Annotated in this window: 13 protein-coding genes; 3 read left to right on the forward strand and 10 right to left on the reverse strand. The window is 68.4% G+C overall.

The genetic code is table 11. The annotated features are described in order from the left end of the window. The first annotated feature begins 583 nt into the window (after positions 1-583). Together ACIBGM_RS34565 and ACIBGM_RS34570 are read left to right on the forward strand one after the other, a co-directional pair. A complete protein-coding gene (locus ACIBGM_RS34565; RefSeq protein WP_396387920.1) occupies positions 584-2,374 on the forward strand; it encodes a bifunctional metallophosphatase/5'-nucleotidase in 1,791 nt (596 codons plus the stop codon). Positions 2,375-2,381: 7 nt separating this feature from the next. Next, positions 2,382-3,908, forward strand: coding sequence for an alpha/beta fold hydrolase (locus ACIBGM_RS34570; protein ID WP_396387921.1), 1,527 nt, complete (start codon positions 2,382-2,384; stop codon positions 3,906-3,908). On the opposite strand, the gene ACIBGM_RS34575 is transcribed toward ACIBGM_RS34570, so the two are convergent. The 9 genes from ACIBGM_RS34575 to ACIBGM_RS34615 all read right to left on the reverse strand — a co-directional run bounded on the left by ACIBGM_RS34575 (position 3,905) and on the right by ACIBGM_RS34615 (position 14,367). Continuing rightward, positions 3,905-4,471 carry an OsmC family protein gene (locus tag ACIBGM_RS34575; protein WP_396387922.1) on the reverse strand — a complete coding sequence of 189 codons (567 nt, stop codon included), beginning with the start codon at positions 4,469-4,471 and terminating at the stop codon, positions 3,905-3,907. The genes ACIBGM_RS34570 and ACIBGM_RS34575 overlap by 4 nt on opposite strands. Positions 4,472-4,484: 13 nt before the next feature. Beyond that, positions 4,485-5,657 (reverse strand): NAD(P)/FAD-dependent oxidoreductase, encoded by a 1,173-nt coding sequence (locus tag ACIBGM_RS34580; RefSeq protein WP_396387923.1) that lies wholly within the window; start codon positions 5,655-5,657, stop codon positions 4,485-4,487. Between the two features lie 221 nt (positions 5,658-5,878). Further along, entirely contained in the window at positions 5,879-7,276 is a 1,398-nt protein-coding gene (locus tag ACIBGM_RS34585) for a GH1 family beta-glucosidase (RefSeq protein WP_396387925.1), read from the reverse strand. A gap of 90 nt (positions 7,277-7,366) precedes the next feature. Continuing rightward, complete coding sequence (locus tag ACIBGM_RS34590) at positions 7,367-8,371, reverse strand: ABC transporter ATP-binding protein (RefSeq protein ID WP_360538640.1); 1,005 nt, start codon at positions 8,369-8,371, stop codon at positions 7,367-7,369. Then, positions 8,368-9,396 carry an ABC transporter permease gene (locus tag ACIBGM_RS34595; RefSeq protein ID WP_396387926.1) on the reverse strand — a complete coding sequence of 343 codons (1,029 nt, stop codon included), beginning with the start codon at positions 9,394-9,396 and terminating at the stop codon, positions 8,368-8,370. The genes ACIBGM_RS34590 and ACIBGM_RS34595 overlap by 4 nt, the downstream gene beginning before the upstream one ends. A gap of 1 nt (position 9,397) precedes the next feature. Beyond that, positions 9,398-10,378, reverse strand: a complete 981-nt coding sequence (locus tag ACIBGM_RS34600) for an ABC transporter permease (protein WP_360538645.1) — start codon at positions 10,376-10,378, stop codon at positions 9,398-9,400. Next, positions 10,375-11,412, reverse strand: coding sequence for an ABC transporter ATP-binding protein (locus tag ACIBGM_RS34605; protein WP_396387927.1), 1,038 nt, complete (start codon positions 11,410-11,412; stop codon positions 10,375-10,377). Before ACIBGM_RS34605 ends, ACIBGM_RS34600 begins: the two co-directional genes overlap by 4 nt. A 58-nt stretch (positions 11,413-11,470) precedes the next feature. After that, positions 11,471-13,153 (reverse strand): ABC transporter substrate-binding protein, encoded by a 1,683-nt coding sequence (locus ACIBGM_RS34610; protein ID WP_396387928.1) that lies wholly within the window; start codon positions 13,151-13,153, stop codon positions 11,471-11,473. Positions 13,154-13,317: 164 nt separating this feature from the next. Then, a complete protein-coding gene (locus tag ACIBGM_RS34615) occupies positions 13,318-14,367 on the reverse strand; it encodes a LacI family DNA-binding transcriptional regulator (protein WP_360535258.1) in 1,050 nt (349 codons plus the stop codon). A 231-nt stretch (positions 14,368-14,598) separates the two neighbouring features. Between ACIBGM_RS34615 and ACIBGM_RS34620 the strand changes: the two genes are divergently transcribed. Then, the gene (locus ACIBGM_RS34620; RefSeq protein ID WP_396387929.1) at positions 14,599-15,792 is read left to right on the forward strand and encodes an ROK family protein; all 1,194 of its coding nucleotides are present in this window, start codon (positions 14,599-14,601) and stop codon (positions 15,790-15,792) included. Here the strand turns inward: ACIBGM_RS34620 and ACIBGM_RS34625 are convergent. After that, a complete protein-coding gene (locus ACIBGM_RS34625; protein WP_396387930.1) occupies positions 15,789-17,012 on the reverse strand; it encodes a ricin-type beta-trefoil lectin domain protein in 1,224 nt (407 codons plus the stop codon). The genes ACIBGM_RS34620 and ACIBGM_RS34625 overlap by 4 nt on opposite strands. Positions 17,013-17,171 lie beyond the last annotated feature (159 nt).

Below are 17,171 nucleotides of genomic sequence, written 5' to 3' on the forward strand. Positions count from 1 at the left end.
CCCTTCTCCCTCCGTATACGAGGGGAGAAGGGACAACGCGAGGGGTTATCCGGCTCTTGTGACTGATGTGTGGTTGGTATGGCGGGTGTGCTGGTCTGGCTGGGCCGTGGGTGAGTCTGCGGTGGCGGCGAGACGGGAGGGCATGCATTTCGACAGGTTGTGCCGGGTCGACGGTGGTGCGGTTGAGCGCCGTCGGGTCGGCGTGTACGGCGTTTCGCCGGTGCACTACCTGTCCGCATGTCCCGGCCCTCCACGCAACGTCGTCCGCGGTGGGCGACCACAACTGCCAGCTTGGTGCGGGCCGTGGCCGGCGGGGCTCCGGGGGCGTGGGAGACCCTTCGGCCCGGAATGGGCAGCGTTGCGCATCGGGGCTTGACCTTCGGAGGGATATCCGTTCGAGTTGTGGGTTCTCCTCTCGTCTGCGAGGGGAGAACCCACAAGCGAAGGGGTTATCCCCTCGAACGGGCGGGTGTCAGATTCTTACGGGGTTTGGCGACTCGCCGTGTGGTGGTGACATGTTGTTCATTCTGCGCCAGTCTCATCTTGTCGGAATGTGCTTGTTCGGACAGTTGAGGAGACATTTGTGCGCAGAATCCGCCCCCGCACCCTGGCCGCCACGATCGCCGCGGTCCTCGTCGCCGGCGTCAGTCCACCGGCCGCAGCACTGGCCCCAGCGGGCGCCAGCCCCGCTCAAACCGACCCGGTGCCGGTGCAGCTGGTATCGATCACCGACTTCCACGGGTACCTGCGGCCGCCGTCGCCCGCTGACGGCGGGACGATTGCCGGTCCGGACGGGAAGGCCCAGGTTGTCGGCGGAGCAGCGTACCTGGCGACCCACCTGAAGAGCATCCGCGCCGGACACCGCAACTCGATCTTCTTCGCCGACGGAGACAGCTTCTCCGGGTGGCCGTTCGAGGTGGACGCGCACGCGGACGAGCCGACCGTCGAGGTGCTGAACGCGCTCGGCGTCGAGTTCTCCAGCGTCGGCAACCACGAGCTCGACGTGTCGAGGAGCTTCCTGGTCGACCACATGGCGAAGGGCAAGTGCTTCGGCACGGTCGGCGTGGACAGCTGCTTCACGGACTCGACCGGCCGCCGCTTCCACGGCGCCGACTTCAGCTTCCAGTCGGCCAACATCGTCGACGCCAAGGGCCGCACGATCGTCGCGCCGTACACGATCCGTTGGGTCCGCGACCACGGCCGCTCGTACCCGGTCGGCTTCATCGGCCTGACCGTCCCGGACACCCCGGTCGGCTCCACGTCGTACCAGCCGGAGCTCAGGGCGCTCGACCCGGTCGAGTCCGCGAACAAGGCAGCGGCCGAGCTGACCCGGCGCGGGGTGAAGGCGATCGTGCTCAACATGCACGACGGCGGCACCGACGGCTCGGCGACGTACGACAACTGCGTCAACCCGAGCGGTCCCGCGATCGACCTGGCCCGCAAGGTGACGCCGCAGATCGACGCGATCGTCACCGGCCACTGGCACGCGGCGTTCAACTGCAGCATCCCGGACCCGGCCGGCAACCCGCGCCCGGTCGTCGAGGCCGCGAACCACGGCCGCCTGATCAACGAGATCAACGTCCAGCTCGACCGCCGGACCGGCGAGGTACTGCGGGACCGGACCACGTCGACCAACCGCCCGGTCACCCGCGACGTCACCCCCGACCCGAAGATCCAGGGCATCGTCGACTACTGGACCGCGGCCGGCGACCGCAAGTACGCCGAGCCCGTCGCGACGGTCACCGGCGACTTCACGCGTACGGCGAACGCAGCCGGCGAGAGCACCTTCGCCGATCTCGCGGCCGACGTACACCTCTGGACCGCCCGCCAGGACGGGCCCGCCGACCTCGGCCTGATCGCAGCCAGGCCGGCCACCGGGTCGACCGCACTCCGCGGCGACCTCCTGGTTGCCAACAGCAACAAGCCGGGCGACGGGGACGGCCGGGTGCTGCTGGGGGAGTCGTGGGAGGCGTACGGCTACGGCAACCCGGTCCTGACCGTCAGCCTGACCGGTGCACAACTGGACGCCGTACTCGAGCAGCAGTGGCAGACCCAGCCCAACGGCACGGTGAAGTTCGCGCCGCTCGCGGTCTCAGGCAACGTCAGCTACGCCTTCGACGCCGGCCGCCCGGTCGGTGACCGGGTCGACCCGGCCGACGTGAAGATCGACGGCGCCGTACTCGATCCGGCCAGGACCTACCGGGTCGCCGCGCTGGTCTACACGGTGATCGGCGCGGACGGCTACTCCGCCTTCAAGGTCGCCACGGACCCGGTCCGGAACAACACCGACCACGAGACCTTCGCGTCGTACCTGAGAACCCACAAGACCTTGACCCCGGCGCCCCTTACCCGAGTGGTTCAGAAGGGGGCATAGTCGGGGTGTGGTGCTTGGGTTCGGGGGAGATCTGGAGTTCGACCCGGTGTTGTTCGAGGTGCGCCGGGGTGGAGTTCCGGTGCCCCTGGAGCCGCAGGCGTTCGACGTGCTCGCCTACCTCGTCTCGCACCGTGACCGGGTGGTCGCAAAAGAGGAACTGATGGACGGTGTCTGGGGCGGCCGTTTCGTGAGCGAGACGGCCGTCACCAGCCGGATCAAGCAGGTACGGCGCGCGCTCGGCGACGACGGCCACAGCCAGCGGATGATCCGGACCCTGCACGGTCGCGGCTACCGCTTCGTCGCGCCGGTCGAAGCGTCGGATCGGCCGGCCGAACCGATCCGCTACACCGTCAGCGACGGCCTGCACATCGCGTACCAGGTGACCGGCGGCGGCGACCTCGACCTCGTGCTGATCTCCGGATTCGTGTCGCACCTCGAACTGGACTGGGCCGATCCGCGGCACGCCCACTTCCTGCACCGGTTGGGGTCGATGGGCCGGCTGATCCGGTTCGACAAGCGCGGCACCGGGATGTCGGACCGGCCGTCCGGCCTGCCGGACCTCGAGACGCGGATGCACGACGTACTCGCGGTGATGGACGCGGTCGGGTCGCAGCGGGCAGTGCTCGTCGGGTACTCCGAGGGCGGGCCGATGGCGATCCTGTGCGCGGCGACCCATCCCGAGCGGGTCGCGGGGCTGGTCCTGTACGGCGCCTACGCCAAGCGGATCTCGGCGCCCGACTACCCCTGGGCGCAGCCCCAGGAAGTCTGGCGGGTCTACACCGATCACCTCGTGAACGGGTGGGACTGGGAGGCGGACATGCGACTGCGCTGCCCGTCGGCCGACGTACCGATGCAGCGGTGGTGGGCACAGCGCATGCGAGCGTCCGCGACACCGTCCACCGTGCGGGCGCTACTGGACATGAACTCGCTCGTCGATGTCCGGGACGCGCTCCCCGCGGTCCGCGTCCCGACCCTCGTGCTGCACCGGGTCGGCGACGCCCTGATCGATGTCGGCGGCGCTCGTTTCATCGCCGACCGGATTCCCGGCGCGCGACTGGAACTGCTCGAGGGGGCCGACCACTTCGTCTCCGGGAACCCGGACCAGATCCTCGACCCGATCGAGCGGTTCGTCGCCGACCTGCCGAAGACGGTCGGCCGGCCGGTGGCGCTGACCGCCGTCACCGCGCCCGCCGGGCCGTCTGCCGGTGAGTTGGTCTCGAGCCTGGTCGCGGCCGGCGGGCGCCGGTGCGCCGGGCCGGACTCACGAGCAGTCGTGTTGTTCGACGGTCCTGCCACCGCTGTGCGCGCCGGACTCGCCCTCTTGCATCCTGCCGACACGCTCGGCGTCGCGATCGCCGAGGTCCCGCGCGATGCGATCGAGCTGGACGCGTACGGCGTACAGGTCGCGATCGGCCTGGCCGACGAGGCTCCCCCGGGGTCGTTGTGGATCACCCCGGGGGTGCGCGATTTGCTGGCCGGCTCCGGGGTTGCGACGGAGCCTGCCGACTCGGTGTTCCGGGCAGTGCCGAGCTAGGCGGTCGCCACGTCGATTGACACCGGGACGCCGTGCGTGATCACGTCGTACACCGCGGAGCGCCGGCGCGACTGATCGACCAGGGCGGCCAGCTTCTCCGCCGCCTCGTCGCCCTTGACGTGGAAGACGACCCGGATCGCCTCGTACCCGTTGCGGACCTCGGGGTCGAGCCCGAGGATGCCGAGCAGGTTGATGTCGCCCTCGACCGTCGAGGTGACCTCCTCGAGGTCGATGCCGCGAGCGGCGGCGATGTTCGCCAGCCCGCTGGTGAGGCAGGCGGCCAACGCGTGCAGGAGATGCTCGGCCGGGGTCGGGCCGTTGTCGCCACCGACCAGCACCGGCGGGTGGTCGGCGTCGAAGGTGAAGGCGCTCGCGTGGCTGTGCTCCTGCCCGGCGCCGTAGAACCCGCTGATCGTGCCGCGGTTGTGGGTGCCGCTGATCCACTTGTTCGTGGCGCGGAACTGGAACCGGGCGAGCTCGGGCTGTGCCTTGACCGCGTCGAGGGTGGCGAACAAGGTCGCGGTGTCGACGCCGTTGCGGCGGTTCTCTGTCGTGGTGGTCATGATTCTTGTCCTCTCAAGCTGCTGAGGTGACGGCCTGGTGGCCGGGAAACGAGGCCAGTTGGTCGGCCTCTCGTTCGAGCGCGTCGCTGAGCCGGACCTGCAGCTCGACGAAGCGTTCCGGTGCTGGGAAGGCGGTCAGTGCGCGCGTCAGGTCGAGCACCTCACGCGCCATCGCGGTCCGATTCGCCTGGTACGACGACATCGCGGCGCGCTCGGTGGACGGGTCGCGGAGGCCTTGGTCGATGGCCGTCGCGAGGAGTTCGGCGTCCCGGAAGGCGTCGGTGATCCCGTGCCCGGTGATCGGATCGCGGTGGTAGCCGGCGTCGCCGACGAGCGCCCAGCCGGGGCCGTGCGACTGGCGGAGATAGTTCGGCAGGTCGGCCGCTCCGCGCAGTCGTTCGGTGATGCGACCGGCGCGGACCCGGGTGCCGAGGCTCGGCACCAGTTGCTCGAGTTGCCTGACGAAGGCCGCCGTACGGCGGGAGCCCGCCGTACGGATCGGGTCGAGAAGTGGAGTCGGCCGGATCAGCCAGACGCAGGCCTCGCCGTTGTGCGTCGGGAACACACCGGCGAACGCGTCCGGCGCGACATGGAACTCGTAGGTGTCCGGCGCCAGTCCGGTCACGTAGGTGAAGTAGACCGCGCACGGCGAGGTGTAGTGCTCCAGCGTCCTGGCTTGAACGAACTCCGCCATTCGTGAGCGGCGACCGTCTGCGCCGACGACAACGCGGGCGGACAGTTCGACGCGATCGCCGTTCCGGTCGCGGCCGACGATGCCGGTGACTCGTCCGTCGCGCGCTCGCAACAGACCGGTCGCGGTCACGCCCGTTCGGAGCTCCGCGCCTGAGTCCACAGCGGCATCGGCGAGCAGGCTGTCCAGGATCTGCCGACGGGGCGCGACGAGGATGTCCACGCCGACGCGCGGCTTGATCCGCCGTACCTTGGTCTCACCTGGAAGCTCGAACCGCACCTTCGTCACCGGCGGCGCACCACTCGCCAGGACGGAATCGAGCAGTCCCCAGCGGGACAGCTGGACCACCCCGCCCCGAAGCAGACCATGCGTCGACAAGGTGTCACTCGGCATCCGCGCCTTGTCCACCATCACCACGCGATACCCCATCCGCCCCAGCAACATCCCCGTCGCCGCGCCCGCACACCGCGCCCCCACAACCACCACGTCGTACATTCCCGCCCCCATCGTCGATACAACGACTCTGCGACAGGACCGCACCCAATACTTGGAGACCGAATGGAGGCCCGATCTCCACGATTTCTCCACACTTCCGCCGCCCGGCCGCCAAAGCCAGGCAGACGGACCGCTGGGCCATCACAATTGCCGGACTCGGTCCGGTTCAGGCGCGCGGGCGGGCGAACGGTGTGATTGTGATGGCCTGGCGGTCCGTAGCCCTACTGTCCCCGGTGCGTCTCGGCGAGCCGCTTCAGGTACAACGCGCTGGATTTGGGGGTTCGGGTTTGGGTTTCGTAGTCGACGCGGACGATGCCGAAGCGTTTTGCGTAGCCGTAGGCCCATTCGAAGTTGTCCATCAGGGACCAGGCGAGGTAACCGCGGATGTCTGCGCCCTGCTGGATCGCGGCGGCGACGGCGGCCAGGTGGGAGGTGAAGTAGGCGACCCGGTCGGTGTCGTCGACGAAGCCGGTCGAGTCGGGGTGGTCCTCGAAGGCGGATCCGTTCTCGGTGATGACCATCGGCAGCCCCGGGTAGTCCCGGGCGATCCCGACCAGCAGATCGGTGAAGCCCTCCGGCACGATCTCCCAGTCCATCGCAGTGCGCGGCTTGTTCAGCGGGACAGTGCGACTCACCGGCCGCCCGTCGTCATCGACAGTCCGCCCGTCCTCACCGAACCCGGTGAACTTCTGGCTGAAGTAGTAGTTCACCCCGAGTACGTCGATCGGCGCCGAGATCACCTCGAGATCGCCATCGACGACCGGCAGCGCGACCCCCTCAGCAGCAAGATCCGCAACCACATCGGCGGGATACCGCCCGAACACCAGCGGATCGAGATAGAGGCGCCGCCCTATCCCATCCGCCCGCCGAGCCGCGTCGACGTCGGGCCGCGCATCCGAGGCCGGGTACGCCGTCGCCACGTTCAACGTGATCCCGATGTCCAACCTCCGCGGAGACGCCTCCCGCATCCGAGTCGTCGCCAGACCGTGCCCGAGCAGCAGATGATGTACGGCGGCCAACGCCGCCGGGTACTCACGCCGACCCGGCGCATGAGCGCCGTACGCGTAACCCAGCATCGCCGAGCACCACGGCTCGTTGAGCGTGGTCCACGTGTCGACGCGATCGCTCAACGCGTCGAAGACCAGCATCGCGTAGTCGGCGAACCGGTACGCCGTGTCGCGCACCGGCCAACCGCCGGCGTCCTCCAGGTCCTGCGGCAGGTCCCAGTGGTACAGGGTCACCCACGGGTCGATGCCCTGGGCAAGCAGTTCGTCGACGAGCCGGTCGTAGAAGTCGATGCCGGCCAGGTTGACCGGGCCCTTCCCGTGCGGCTGGACCCGCGGCCACGCCACCGAGAACCGGTAGGTGTCCAGGCCGAGGTCCTTGATCATCGCCACGTCGGCCGGCATCCGGTGGTAGTGGTCGCAGGCGATGTCGCCGGTGTCGCCGTTGTCGATCGCACCCGGCACCCGGCAGTAGGTGTCCCAGATGGACGGCGTCCGCCCGTCAACGGCGACGGCGCCCTCGATCTGGTACGCCGACGTCGCGACACCCCACCGGAATCCGGCCGGCAGCCCCGCGATCAGCTCGGCGTCCCCCGAGACAGAAGTTGTGCTCATCCGCGTCCTCGCTTCGCTGCGGGCGCGGATGAAGCACGAGGTGCACTGTGCCTTCTGATGAACTCGCTTCGCTCGCTCATAGAGAACCTTTCAGGAGGTAGGTACGCGGCCAGGGAGCCAGCAGGCGACGGACCGGCTGGGATCGTTGCGGGCGGACGGAATCCCGAGCACCGGGATCTCGGCCGAGCACCGGTCGAACGCGTGCGGGCACCGCGGATGGAACGAGCAGCCGGACGGCATCCCGCGCAGGTCGGGCGGCGATCCCGGAATCCCGGCCAGCTCCCGCCGCGGTCCACGCAACGCCGGGAACGACTTCAGCAACCCCTCGCTGTACGGATGCAGCGAGTCCTTGTACAGATCCGCAGACCGCGCCTCCTCGACGATCCGGCCGCCGTACATGATCGCGATCCGGTCCGAGAACTCCACCAGCAGCGACAGGTCGTGCGTGATGAACAGGACGGAGAACCCGAGCCGCTCACGCAGCTCGACCAACTGGGCGAGGATCTGCCGCTGCATCACCACGTCGAGCGCGGTGGTCGGCTCGTCCATGATGACGATCTGCGGTTCCAGGACGAGCGCCATCCCGATCATCACCCGCTGCCGCATTCCGCCGGACAGTTGGTGCGGATAGGCGTCCATCCGGTCCGCCGAGATCCCGACCAGTTTCAGCATCTGGGCGGCCCGGGCGGTCCGTGCCTGCGGGCTCAACCCGGGTTCGTGCGCCTTGATGACGTCGAGCATCTGGGTCGAGACCTTGTGCACGGGGTTGAGCGAGTTCATCGCGCCCTGGAACACGATCGACGTCTCGGCCCATCGGAATGCCCGCAACTCCGGGTCCGTCAGCGCCATCACGTCGTACGAGTCACCGCTCGGCGGGTGGTACACGACCGAGCCGCCGCTGATCACTCCAGGCGGCGGGAGCAGCCGCGTCACGCCGTACGCGAGCGTCGACTTCCCGCTGCCGCTCTCGCCCGCGAGCCCGAGGACCTCACCGCGATGCAGGGTCAGCGTGACGTCGCGGACCGCCTGGACGGCCTGGTCGCCGAGACCGTAGTCGACGCAGAAGTCCTTGATCTCGAGCACCGGCTCCTTCATGCGGCCTCCTTCTTACGCCGTACCACAGGAGTCGCAGCGCCGGCCCTGGACCCGAGGACCGGGGTGAAGCCGACCCGCATCCGGACCGAGTGACCGTCCTTCGTCTTGACCTTGGTGTGCCCGCTGCTCCGCAACCGCGGGCTGACGAACTCGTCGATGCCGAAGTTGATCAGCGACAGTGCCGTGCCGAGGATCGCGATCGCGAGACCGGCCGGGACGAACCACCACCAGGCGCCCTGGGCCAGCGCCTGCTGGCTCTGCGCCCAGAACAGGATCGTGCCCCAGTTCCACTCGGAGATGGTCGAGATGCCGATGAACGCCAGGGTGATCTCGGACATCACCGCGAAGATCACCGTACCGACGAAGCCGGAGGCGATGATCGCGGTCAGGTTCGGCATGATCTCGGCGGTGATGATCCGCCAGGTGCTCTCACCGGTCGCCCGCGCGGCCTCGACGTAGTCGCGCCGCCGCAACGACAGCGTCTGTGCCCGCAACACCCGCGCGCCCCAGGCCCACGAGGTGAGGCCGATGACGAGGGCAACCATCAGGTCGCCGGCACTGGGGATGGTCGAGGCGACGATGATGATCAGCGGCAGCGCCGGGATGACCAGGAAGACGTTCGACAACGCCGACAGGCTCTCGTCCGCCGCGCCGCCGAGGAAGCCGGCGCTGACCCCGATCAGCACGGACAGCGCGGTCGCGACGATGCCGGCCAGCAGGCCGACGAACATCACGCCGCGGGTGCCGACGAGCACCTGGCTGAAGATGTCCTGGCCGAGGTGCGTCGTACCGAACCAGTGCTTGCCGGACGGCGGCTGGATCAGGTCGCTGCTGCGCGCAGACGGGTCGTACGGCGCGATCCACGGCCCGATGACCGCGATCACGCAGAAGAAGGCGAGCACGATCAGGCCGGTCGCGGCCTTCGGGTTGGCGACGAACCGCAGCCGGCGGCGCTTGGCCGGCGCGGCCGCGACCTCGGGACCTTCCGGCGTCACCGCGGTGATGGTGCTGGCTGGCGCGGACATCTCAGCCCTCCTTCCGGGTACGCGGGTCGAGCAGCAGGTAGGCGATGTCGGCCATCAGGTTGGCGACCAGGACGGACAGCGTGATGACCAGGAAGATGCCCTGCATCAGCGGGTAGTCCTTGGAGCCGACCGCCTGGAAGAGGTTGTAGCCGATCCCCGGGTAGGAGAAGACGATTTCCACCAGCAGCGTGCCGCCGACGATGAAGCCGAGCGACAACGCGAAGCCGGAGACGTTCGGCAGCAGCGCGTTGCGGGCCGCGTAGCTGACCATCACCCGGCGCTCGGGCAGGCCCTTGGCGTGCGCGACGGTGATGTAGTCCTCGGAGGCGACCGTCACCATCATGTTCCGCATGCTCAGGATCCAGCCGCTGACCGAGGAGATCAGGATGGTGACCGCCGGCAGCAGGCTGTGCTGGATCGCGCTGCCGATGAACTCGCCGTTCCAGGACGGCACCAGGCCGGGCTCGTAGCCGCCGGACGACGGGAAGATGCTGCCCGGGCCGGCCAGCAGGGTGATCGCCAGCAGGCCGAGCCAGAAGTACGGGATCGACGACAGGAAAGTTGTCACCGGCAACAGCCCGTCCAGCCAGGAGCCGCGGCGCCAGCCGGCCAGCACGCCGAGCGACGTACCGATCATGAAGCTCGCGAACGTCGTGATCCCGACCAGCGCGATCGTCCACGGCAGGCTCTGGCTGAGGATCTCCGAGACCGGCGTGGGGAAGAAGGTGAACGACAACCCGAGGTCGCCGCGGAACACCTGGCCCCAGTAGTCGACGTACTGGCTCCACAGGCTGGCGTCCTTGTCGAGGCCGAACAGCACGTAGAGCGAGTTGATCGCCTCGGTGCTCATCTGCCCCTGGAACTTGTTGATCAGCGAGGTGACCGGGTCGCCGGGGATCATCCGCGGGATGAAGAAGTTGATGGTCAGCGCGGCCCAGGCGGTGAAGAGGTAGAAGGCGACGCGTTGCAGCAGGAACTTCACTTCGCCGCTCCTTCCTCGTACAGCCAGCACGCGGCCCAGTGACCGTGGTTCGTGGGTAGGTCGAAGCGGGGCGGAAGGTCGGTCGAGCACTTCGGCATCGCGTGCACGCAGCGCGGGTGGAACCGGCAGCCGGTCGGCGGAGCGATCAGGCTCGGCGGTTCGCCGCTGCCACGGTCCTCCTCGGACTGGAGATCGCCGACCCGGTCCAGCCGGTCCGGGTCCGGCGCGCTCTCGATCAGCAGCCGGGTGTATGGGTGGGCCGGGTTCTGCGTGACGGTCTCGGAGTCACCGCCCTCGACCATCCGGCCGGCGTACATCACCAGCGTCTCGTCGGCGAAGTAGCGGGCCGACGCGATGTCGTGGGTGATGTAGAGGATGGCCAGGTTCAGCCGTTCCTTCAGGTCGCGCAGCAGGTTCAGCACACCGAGCCGGATCGAGACGTCGAGCATCGACACCGGCTCGTCGGCGAGCAGCGCCTCCGGGTCGGCGCCGAGCGCGCGGGCGATCGACACCCGCTGACGCTGACCGCCGGACAGTTCGTGCGGGAACTTGTCCAGGTAGCGCTCCGGGGGAGTGAGTTGCACCCGGAGCAGCAGGTCGCGCAGGTTCTGCTCGAGCTCGGCGGCCGATTCACCAGCCCGGCCGTGGATCTTCAGCGAACGGGTCAGGTGGTACCGCACGGTGTGCGTCGGGTTCAGTGACGCGAACGGGTCCTGGAAGATCATCTGCACCCGGCGGCAGTACGCGCGGAACTTGCGGCCGCCCTTCACCGTGACGGTCTCGCCGTGCAGGCGGATGTCTCCCGCCGTCCGTCCGTACAGCTGGGCGAGCAGGCGGGCGACGGTCGACTTGCCCGAACCGGACTCGCCGACCAGCGCGGTGACCCGGCCCCGGCGCAGCGTGAGCCGGATGTCGTCGACCGCGTGCACGACCTTGCGCTCCTTGGTGAGCAGGTCGCGGACTCCCCGCCGTACCGGGAAGTGCTTGGTGAGGCCTTGAGCCTCGAGGACCACCTCGGTGTCGGTAACCGTCATGGGACTCCAATCGTGGTACCGCGGCGCCGGGGGACATCCCGGCGCCGCGGTACGGCGGTCACTGGGCGCCGGCGGGCTTCAGGTTCAGGACGATCTGCAGCGCGTTCTGCTGGGTCGGCTGAGCAGGCGCGTACTGGTTCTGCTCGTCCGGCCAGCCCTCCCAGTTCTTGGTGCTGTAGAGACCGCCGACGTTCGAGGCCGAGGTCGGCACGACCGGCATCTGCTCGACCATGATCTTCTGCAGCGTGTTCAGCGCCGCGGTCCTGGTCGCGTCGTCGGTGGCGTTGGCGTACTGGTCCAGCGCCTTGGTCGCCTCCGGGCTGCTGAACCGGCCGTAGTTGCCGCTCACCCCGCCCTTGCCGACCGGCTTCAGGATCTTGCCGTCCATGATGTTCTGGTAGATGTCGTACGGCGTCGCGCCGCCGTTGGTCCAGTGCATCCCGGCGTCGAAGTTGCCCTCGTCGAACGCCTTGAACCAGGCGTCCTGGTTGGCCTTGTCGACGGTCGCCTTGATGCCGATCGTGGACAGGTTGTCCTTGATGATCTCGAGGTCGGTGATGTAGTCGGACCAGCCGGCCGGGTCGGTCAGCGTGATCGTGACCGGCTTGCCGGTCGGGTCCTTGAGCACGTCGCCCTCGAGCTTGAAGCCGGCGTCGGCGAGCTCCTTCTTGGCGCCCTCGACGTCGACGGAGTGCAACTTGTCCTTGAACTCCGGCGCGATGAACGATTCACCGGCCGGGGTCGGGATGCCGGTGATCGACTCGACCTTCGGGTAGAAGTAGCCGGCCTCGCCCTGCATGAAGATGTCGTCGCGGTTGATCACCTTGTCCATCGCCCGCCGCAGCGCCGGGTTGTCGAAGGGCTTGCGGGTGGTGTTGATCCACAGGCCGTGGATGCCCAGGTTCGCCGGGAACCACAGCTTGTGGTGCTCGGGGTCCTTGTCCTGGTAGACGGCCTTCACGTTCGGGACGAAGACGAAGCTCCACTCCGACGCGCCGTTGGCCAGCGCGGTGGTCTGCGCGTTGTTGTCGTTGTACGACGTGTACCGCAGCTCCTTCACCTTCGGCAGGTCCTGCCAGTACGAGTCGCGGACGGACAGCGTGGTCGTCTGCGGGGTGAACGACTTCACCGTGTACGGGCCGGTGCCGACCGGGCTCTTCAGCGTGTCCTGGCTCGGGTCCTTGAGCGTCGACCACTGGTGCTTCGGCACCACGAACACGGTCAGGATCTTGTTCTGGTTGACGAACTGGGACCGGGTGAAGGTCAGGTCGACCTTGTTGCCGGACGCGGTGATAGCGCCGTACGGGATGGCGTCCTGGTTCAGCCCCTCGTTGTCCTTGCGGAGCTGGAACGAGTACGCGACGTCGTCGGCCGTCATCGGCTTGCCGTCGGAGAACTTCACGCCGTCGCGGATGGTCAGCGACAGCTTGGTGAAGTTGTCGGCCCACTTCCACTCGGTGGCCAGCCAGGGCTTGCCCGGCTCGGTCGGCTTGATGCCGTTGACCATCACCAGCGGCTCGAAGATCATCCACCGGTACCCCAGCGAGGCACCCGAGGAGGAGCCGAGGAACGGGTTGTGGTTCTCGGTCTGCGGGCCGTTCGGCATCCCGACGTTCAGCACCGTGGCGGCGCTGCCGGATCCGCTCGTCGTGGTGCTCCCGTCCCCGCTACTACAGGCAGCCAATGTGGCTGCCGCGAGCAGGCCCGTCAGGGCCAGCGCGACTGTGCGTCGTGCTCGCATCGGTTCCTCCTGTGCATCTGTTGGCGGATTGCTCACGCCTGAGCCGCGTGAGCGAGTGCATCGTGGCGTGAGAACGCTCTCATGGGAAGAGCGAACGCCTTAACGGATCGATCTCAGGGGTTCGCCGGCGGCGGGACAGGGGCAGCTGCCCCGCCGCCGGAGTCTCAGGAACGCCGGTGTCTCGGGGCGGGTTTCGGCGATCTCGACGGTGACTTCTTCGGGGCGGTTGAGCTGCGGACCACCAGCGTGGTCGGCAGCACTTGCGGGTCCTCGGGCAGCGGAGTGCCGCCGAAGTACCCCATCAGCATCCGGGCCGCCGCCTGGCCCATCTGGCGCATCGGCTGATGCACCGTGGTCAGCGGGGGCTCGGTGTGCTCGGCGTACGGGATGTCGTCGAACCCGACCACCGAGACGTCGTCCGGCACGTTCCGCCCGGCCTCCCGGACGGCCTGGATGGCGCCGCCGGCGGACAGGTCGTTGTGGGCGAAGATCGCGTCGAACTCGAGTTTCTGGTCGAGGGCGTGCTGGACGCCGCGGCGGCCGCTCTCGTGGGTGAAGTCGCCTTCGAACACGAGCCTCTGGTCGAGCTCGATCCCGGCTTCGGCGTAGGTGTCGCGGAAGCCGTCCAGGCGTTCGTGCGTGCAGCCGAACCGCTCGACACCGGTGATCACCAGCGGCCGCTGCCGGCCGAGCTCGAGCAGGTGCCGGGCGGCCGACTCGCCCCCGGCCCGGTTGGTGGTGGCGACGGACGGGAACTGCGGCCGCTTGGCCCGATCGTCGATCAGTACGACGGGCAGGCCGCGCGCATGGAGTTGCTCGATGTAGGTGAGCGTGCCTTCGGGCTCTATCACCAGCAGGCCGTCGAACGACTGGGCCGAGACCTGGGAGGCGAACTGGTGCATCGACTCCTCACCCCGGTTGAAGGTGAACAGCAGCAGCCCGTAGCCCTCGCTCTCGACCACATCGACGGCGCCCTGCAGGACCTCGCCCATCCATGGCCAGGTCAGCGAGGGGACGAGCATGCCGACGATCCGGGTCCGGCCGCGGGCCAGGCCGACCGCGCGGGCGCTCGGCACGTAGCCGAGCTCGGCAATCACCTGGCGGACCCGCTCGGCGGTGCGCAGGTCGAGCTCACCTTTGCCGTTGAGGACGCGCGAAACCGTCGTCTTGCTGACGCCGGCACGCGCTGCGACATCGGCGATGGTGATCGACAAGGCACTGCTCCCCTCGGGCGGGTGCGGCCCCGGCCTGGTCGGCCGGAACCGGTTTCGGAAGCGGTTCCGTAGAGTGAATCCGAGGGGGCGGCAACCGTCAATCACGGGACGGTAACGAATCAGGTCTTAGTTCACGACCTGCATGAAGGCCGTCTTCCGGGCTACCGGTGTGGCGTGATGAACTTCGCGTGAGCGGCCTGCCTGAGGCCGGACCAGGTAGGGGTAGACGGCATGGATGTACGGCGGACCACTGTGCGCGACATGCGGCGGTCCAACCGGTCGGCGCTGCTGACCACCATCTACCGGGAGGGTCCGCTCAGCCGGCACGAGCTGGGCCTGCGCACGTCGCTGAGCGCCGCGAGCGTGAGCAACCTGGTCAGCGAGCTGATCGCCGAGGGCGTCGTCGAGGAAGCCGGATCGGTCGACTCCGAAGGCGGCCGCCCGCGTGTGCTGCTGCGGGTCTCACCAACGTTCCGGTACGTCGTGGGCGCTGAGGTCGGCGAGACCCGGGTGAAGGTCGAGCTGTTCGATCTCGCGATGAACGTGCTGGCGAGTGCCGAGTACCCGATCGACGCACCGCAGCCCGCGGTGGTCGTGAAGCACGTCCTGGAAGGGCTTTCGACGGTCATCGCCTCGTCCGGCGTCCGGTCCGACCTGATCCTCGGGGTCGGAGTCGGGGTCGCCGGCGTGGTCGAGGGCAACGCCGTCGTCGATGCGCAGACGCTCGGCTGGGACGCCGTACCGCTGCGGGAGATGATTGCCGAGAGCACCGAGATTCCGATCCAGGTGGACAACGGCGCGAACATGCTGGGCCAGGCCGAGATGTGGTTCGGCGCCGGCCGTGGAGCGACCGATGCCGTGGTCGCTCTGATCGGTTCGGGGGTCGGCGCGGCGTTGGTTGCCGACGGCTCCAGTTATCGCGGAACCCGCAGCAGTGCAGGAGAATGGGGCCACATGACGATCGCGTACGGCGGTCGCCAGTGCCGGTGTGGAGCGCTTGGCTGCCTGGAGGCCTACGCCGGCGCCGAGGCTGTCCTCGAGCGATACCGCGAGGCCGGTGGAACCGTGTCGGCGACCGATGAGGAGGCGGCTCTCGTCGAGCTGCTCGACGCCGTCGGTACGTCGGAAGTCGCGGCAACGATCGTGGACGCGACAGTCGGGTACCTGGCCGCGGGCGTCGCGAATCTCGTGAACCTGGTCAACCCGGAGCGGATCGTGCTCGGCGGATGGGCCGGACTGTTGCTGGGGGAGCGGTACCTGGACGACCTGCGGGCGGCTGTTGGTCAGCACGCGTTGCGGCAGCCGTACTCGCAGGTGTCGATCGAGCTGTGTGAACTCGGCAGGGACGCGGTCGCTTTGGGCGCCGCGACCCTGCCGGTTCTCCGATTGCTACGCGATGGCGGCGTTGTGCCGGCGCGTAGCTAGACGTTCCACTTCTGGTTGGCTGCTCCGGAGCAGGTCCAGGTCTGCAAAGGAGTTGCGTTGGCCGAGTTGTTGCCGGTGACATCGAGGCACTTGTTCGCCTGTGGGTTCACCAGGTCCCGGCCGGACGTGTAGACCCATTGCTGGGCACCGGTCCCGTTGCAGGTCCAGAGCTGGACTTTGGCGCCGTCGGCAACGGATCCGGCGTTGACGTCGAGGCACTTGCCCAGCGCGCGGATCGTGCCGTCACCGGGACGGCTCCACTGCTGGGCGTTGGTGCCGTTGCAGTCGTACAGTTGGACCGGCGTACCGTCCGCGGTGTTGGCGGCGGCGACGTCGACGCACTTGCCGGCCAGGCCGGTGATCGGTGTGCCGCCTGAGCTGCTGCCGATGGTGGAGACGCGGACGTAGTCGATCGTCATCGTCTGCGGCAGGACCGTCGTACCGTCGGGGTAGCCGGGCCAGTTCCCGCCGACCGCGACGTTCATGATCATGAAGAACGGGTGGTTGAAGACCCAGGCGTTGCCGTTGAGGTCGGCCGGCGTCCGTTGCTGGTACTGGACGCCGTCCACGAACCACTTGATCGAGTTCGGCTCCCAGTCGACCCGGAAGGTGTGGAAGTCGTCGGCGAACGCCCACCCGTTCGGATGGTTGTACGCGGCCCCGATCCCGCCGGCGCCGGCGTAGCCCGGTCCGTGGATCGTGCCGTGCACGGTCGCGGGCTCGCGGCCGATGTTCTCCATGATGTCGATCTCGCCGTCGTTCGGCCAGTTGCCGCCGCCGAGCATCCAGAACGCCGGCCAGATCCCTTGGGTCCTGGGGATCTTGATCCGGGCCTCGAACCGGCCGTAGGTCTGGGTGAAGGTCTGCGCGGTGAGCAGCCGGGCCGACGTGTACTCGCAGGTGCCGTAGTGGCACTGGTGCCCGCCGCTCTCGCGGCGCGCGGTGATGACCAGGTTGCCGTTGCCGTCGAGCGCGGAGTTGCGGGTGCTGTTGGTGTAGTACTGGCGTTCGTTGTTGCCCCAGCCGGAGCCGCCGATGTCGTAGCGCCACTTCGACTGGTCGGGCGCCTGGCCGGCGGGACCGTCGAAGTTGTCCTCCCAGATGGTCGCCGTCGGTGCGGCGGCCGCCTGGGGATCGGCGTTGGCGGGGGACTGGAGCAGTGCGGCGCCGACCAATGCGGCGCCGATCGCGACGAGCGCCGTGATGCGGGAACGCTTCATGATGCCTCATTTCTCGCGGGGGCGGTCGGGAGACAGGGCTCGGCCGGGATCTTGCTGTGAGAACGCTTTCACGTCAAGGTCGGGACTAAATAAAAGACGTGAAAAAAGTTCGGGTCTGCCGTTGACACACCTATATACGGATGGTTACCTCTTGCTGAC

Origin of the sequence: Kribbella sp. NPDC050470 (assembly GCF_044458365.1) — a bacterium.
In the GTDB taxonomy this organism is placed as follows: Bacteria; Actinomycetota; Actinomycetes; order Propionibacteriales; family Kribbellaceae; genus Kribbella.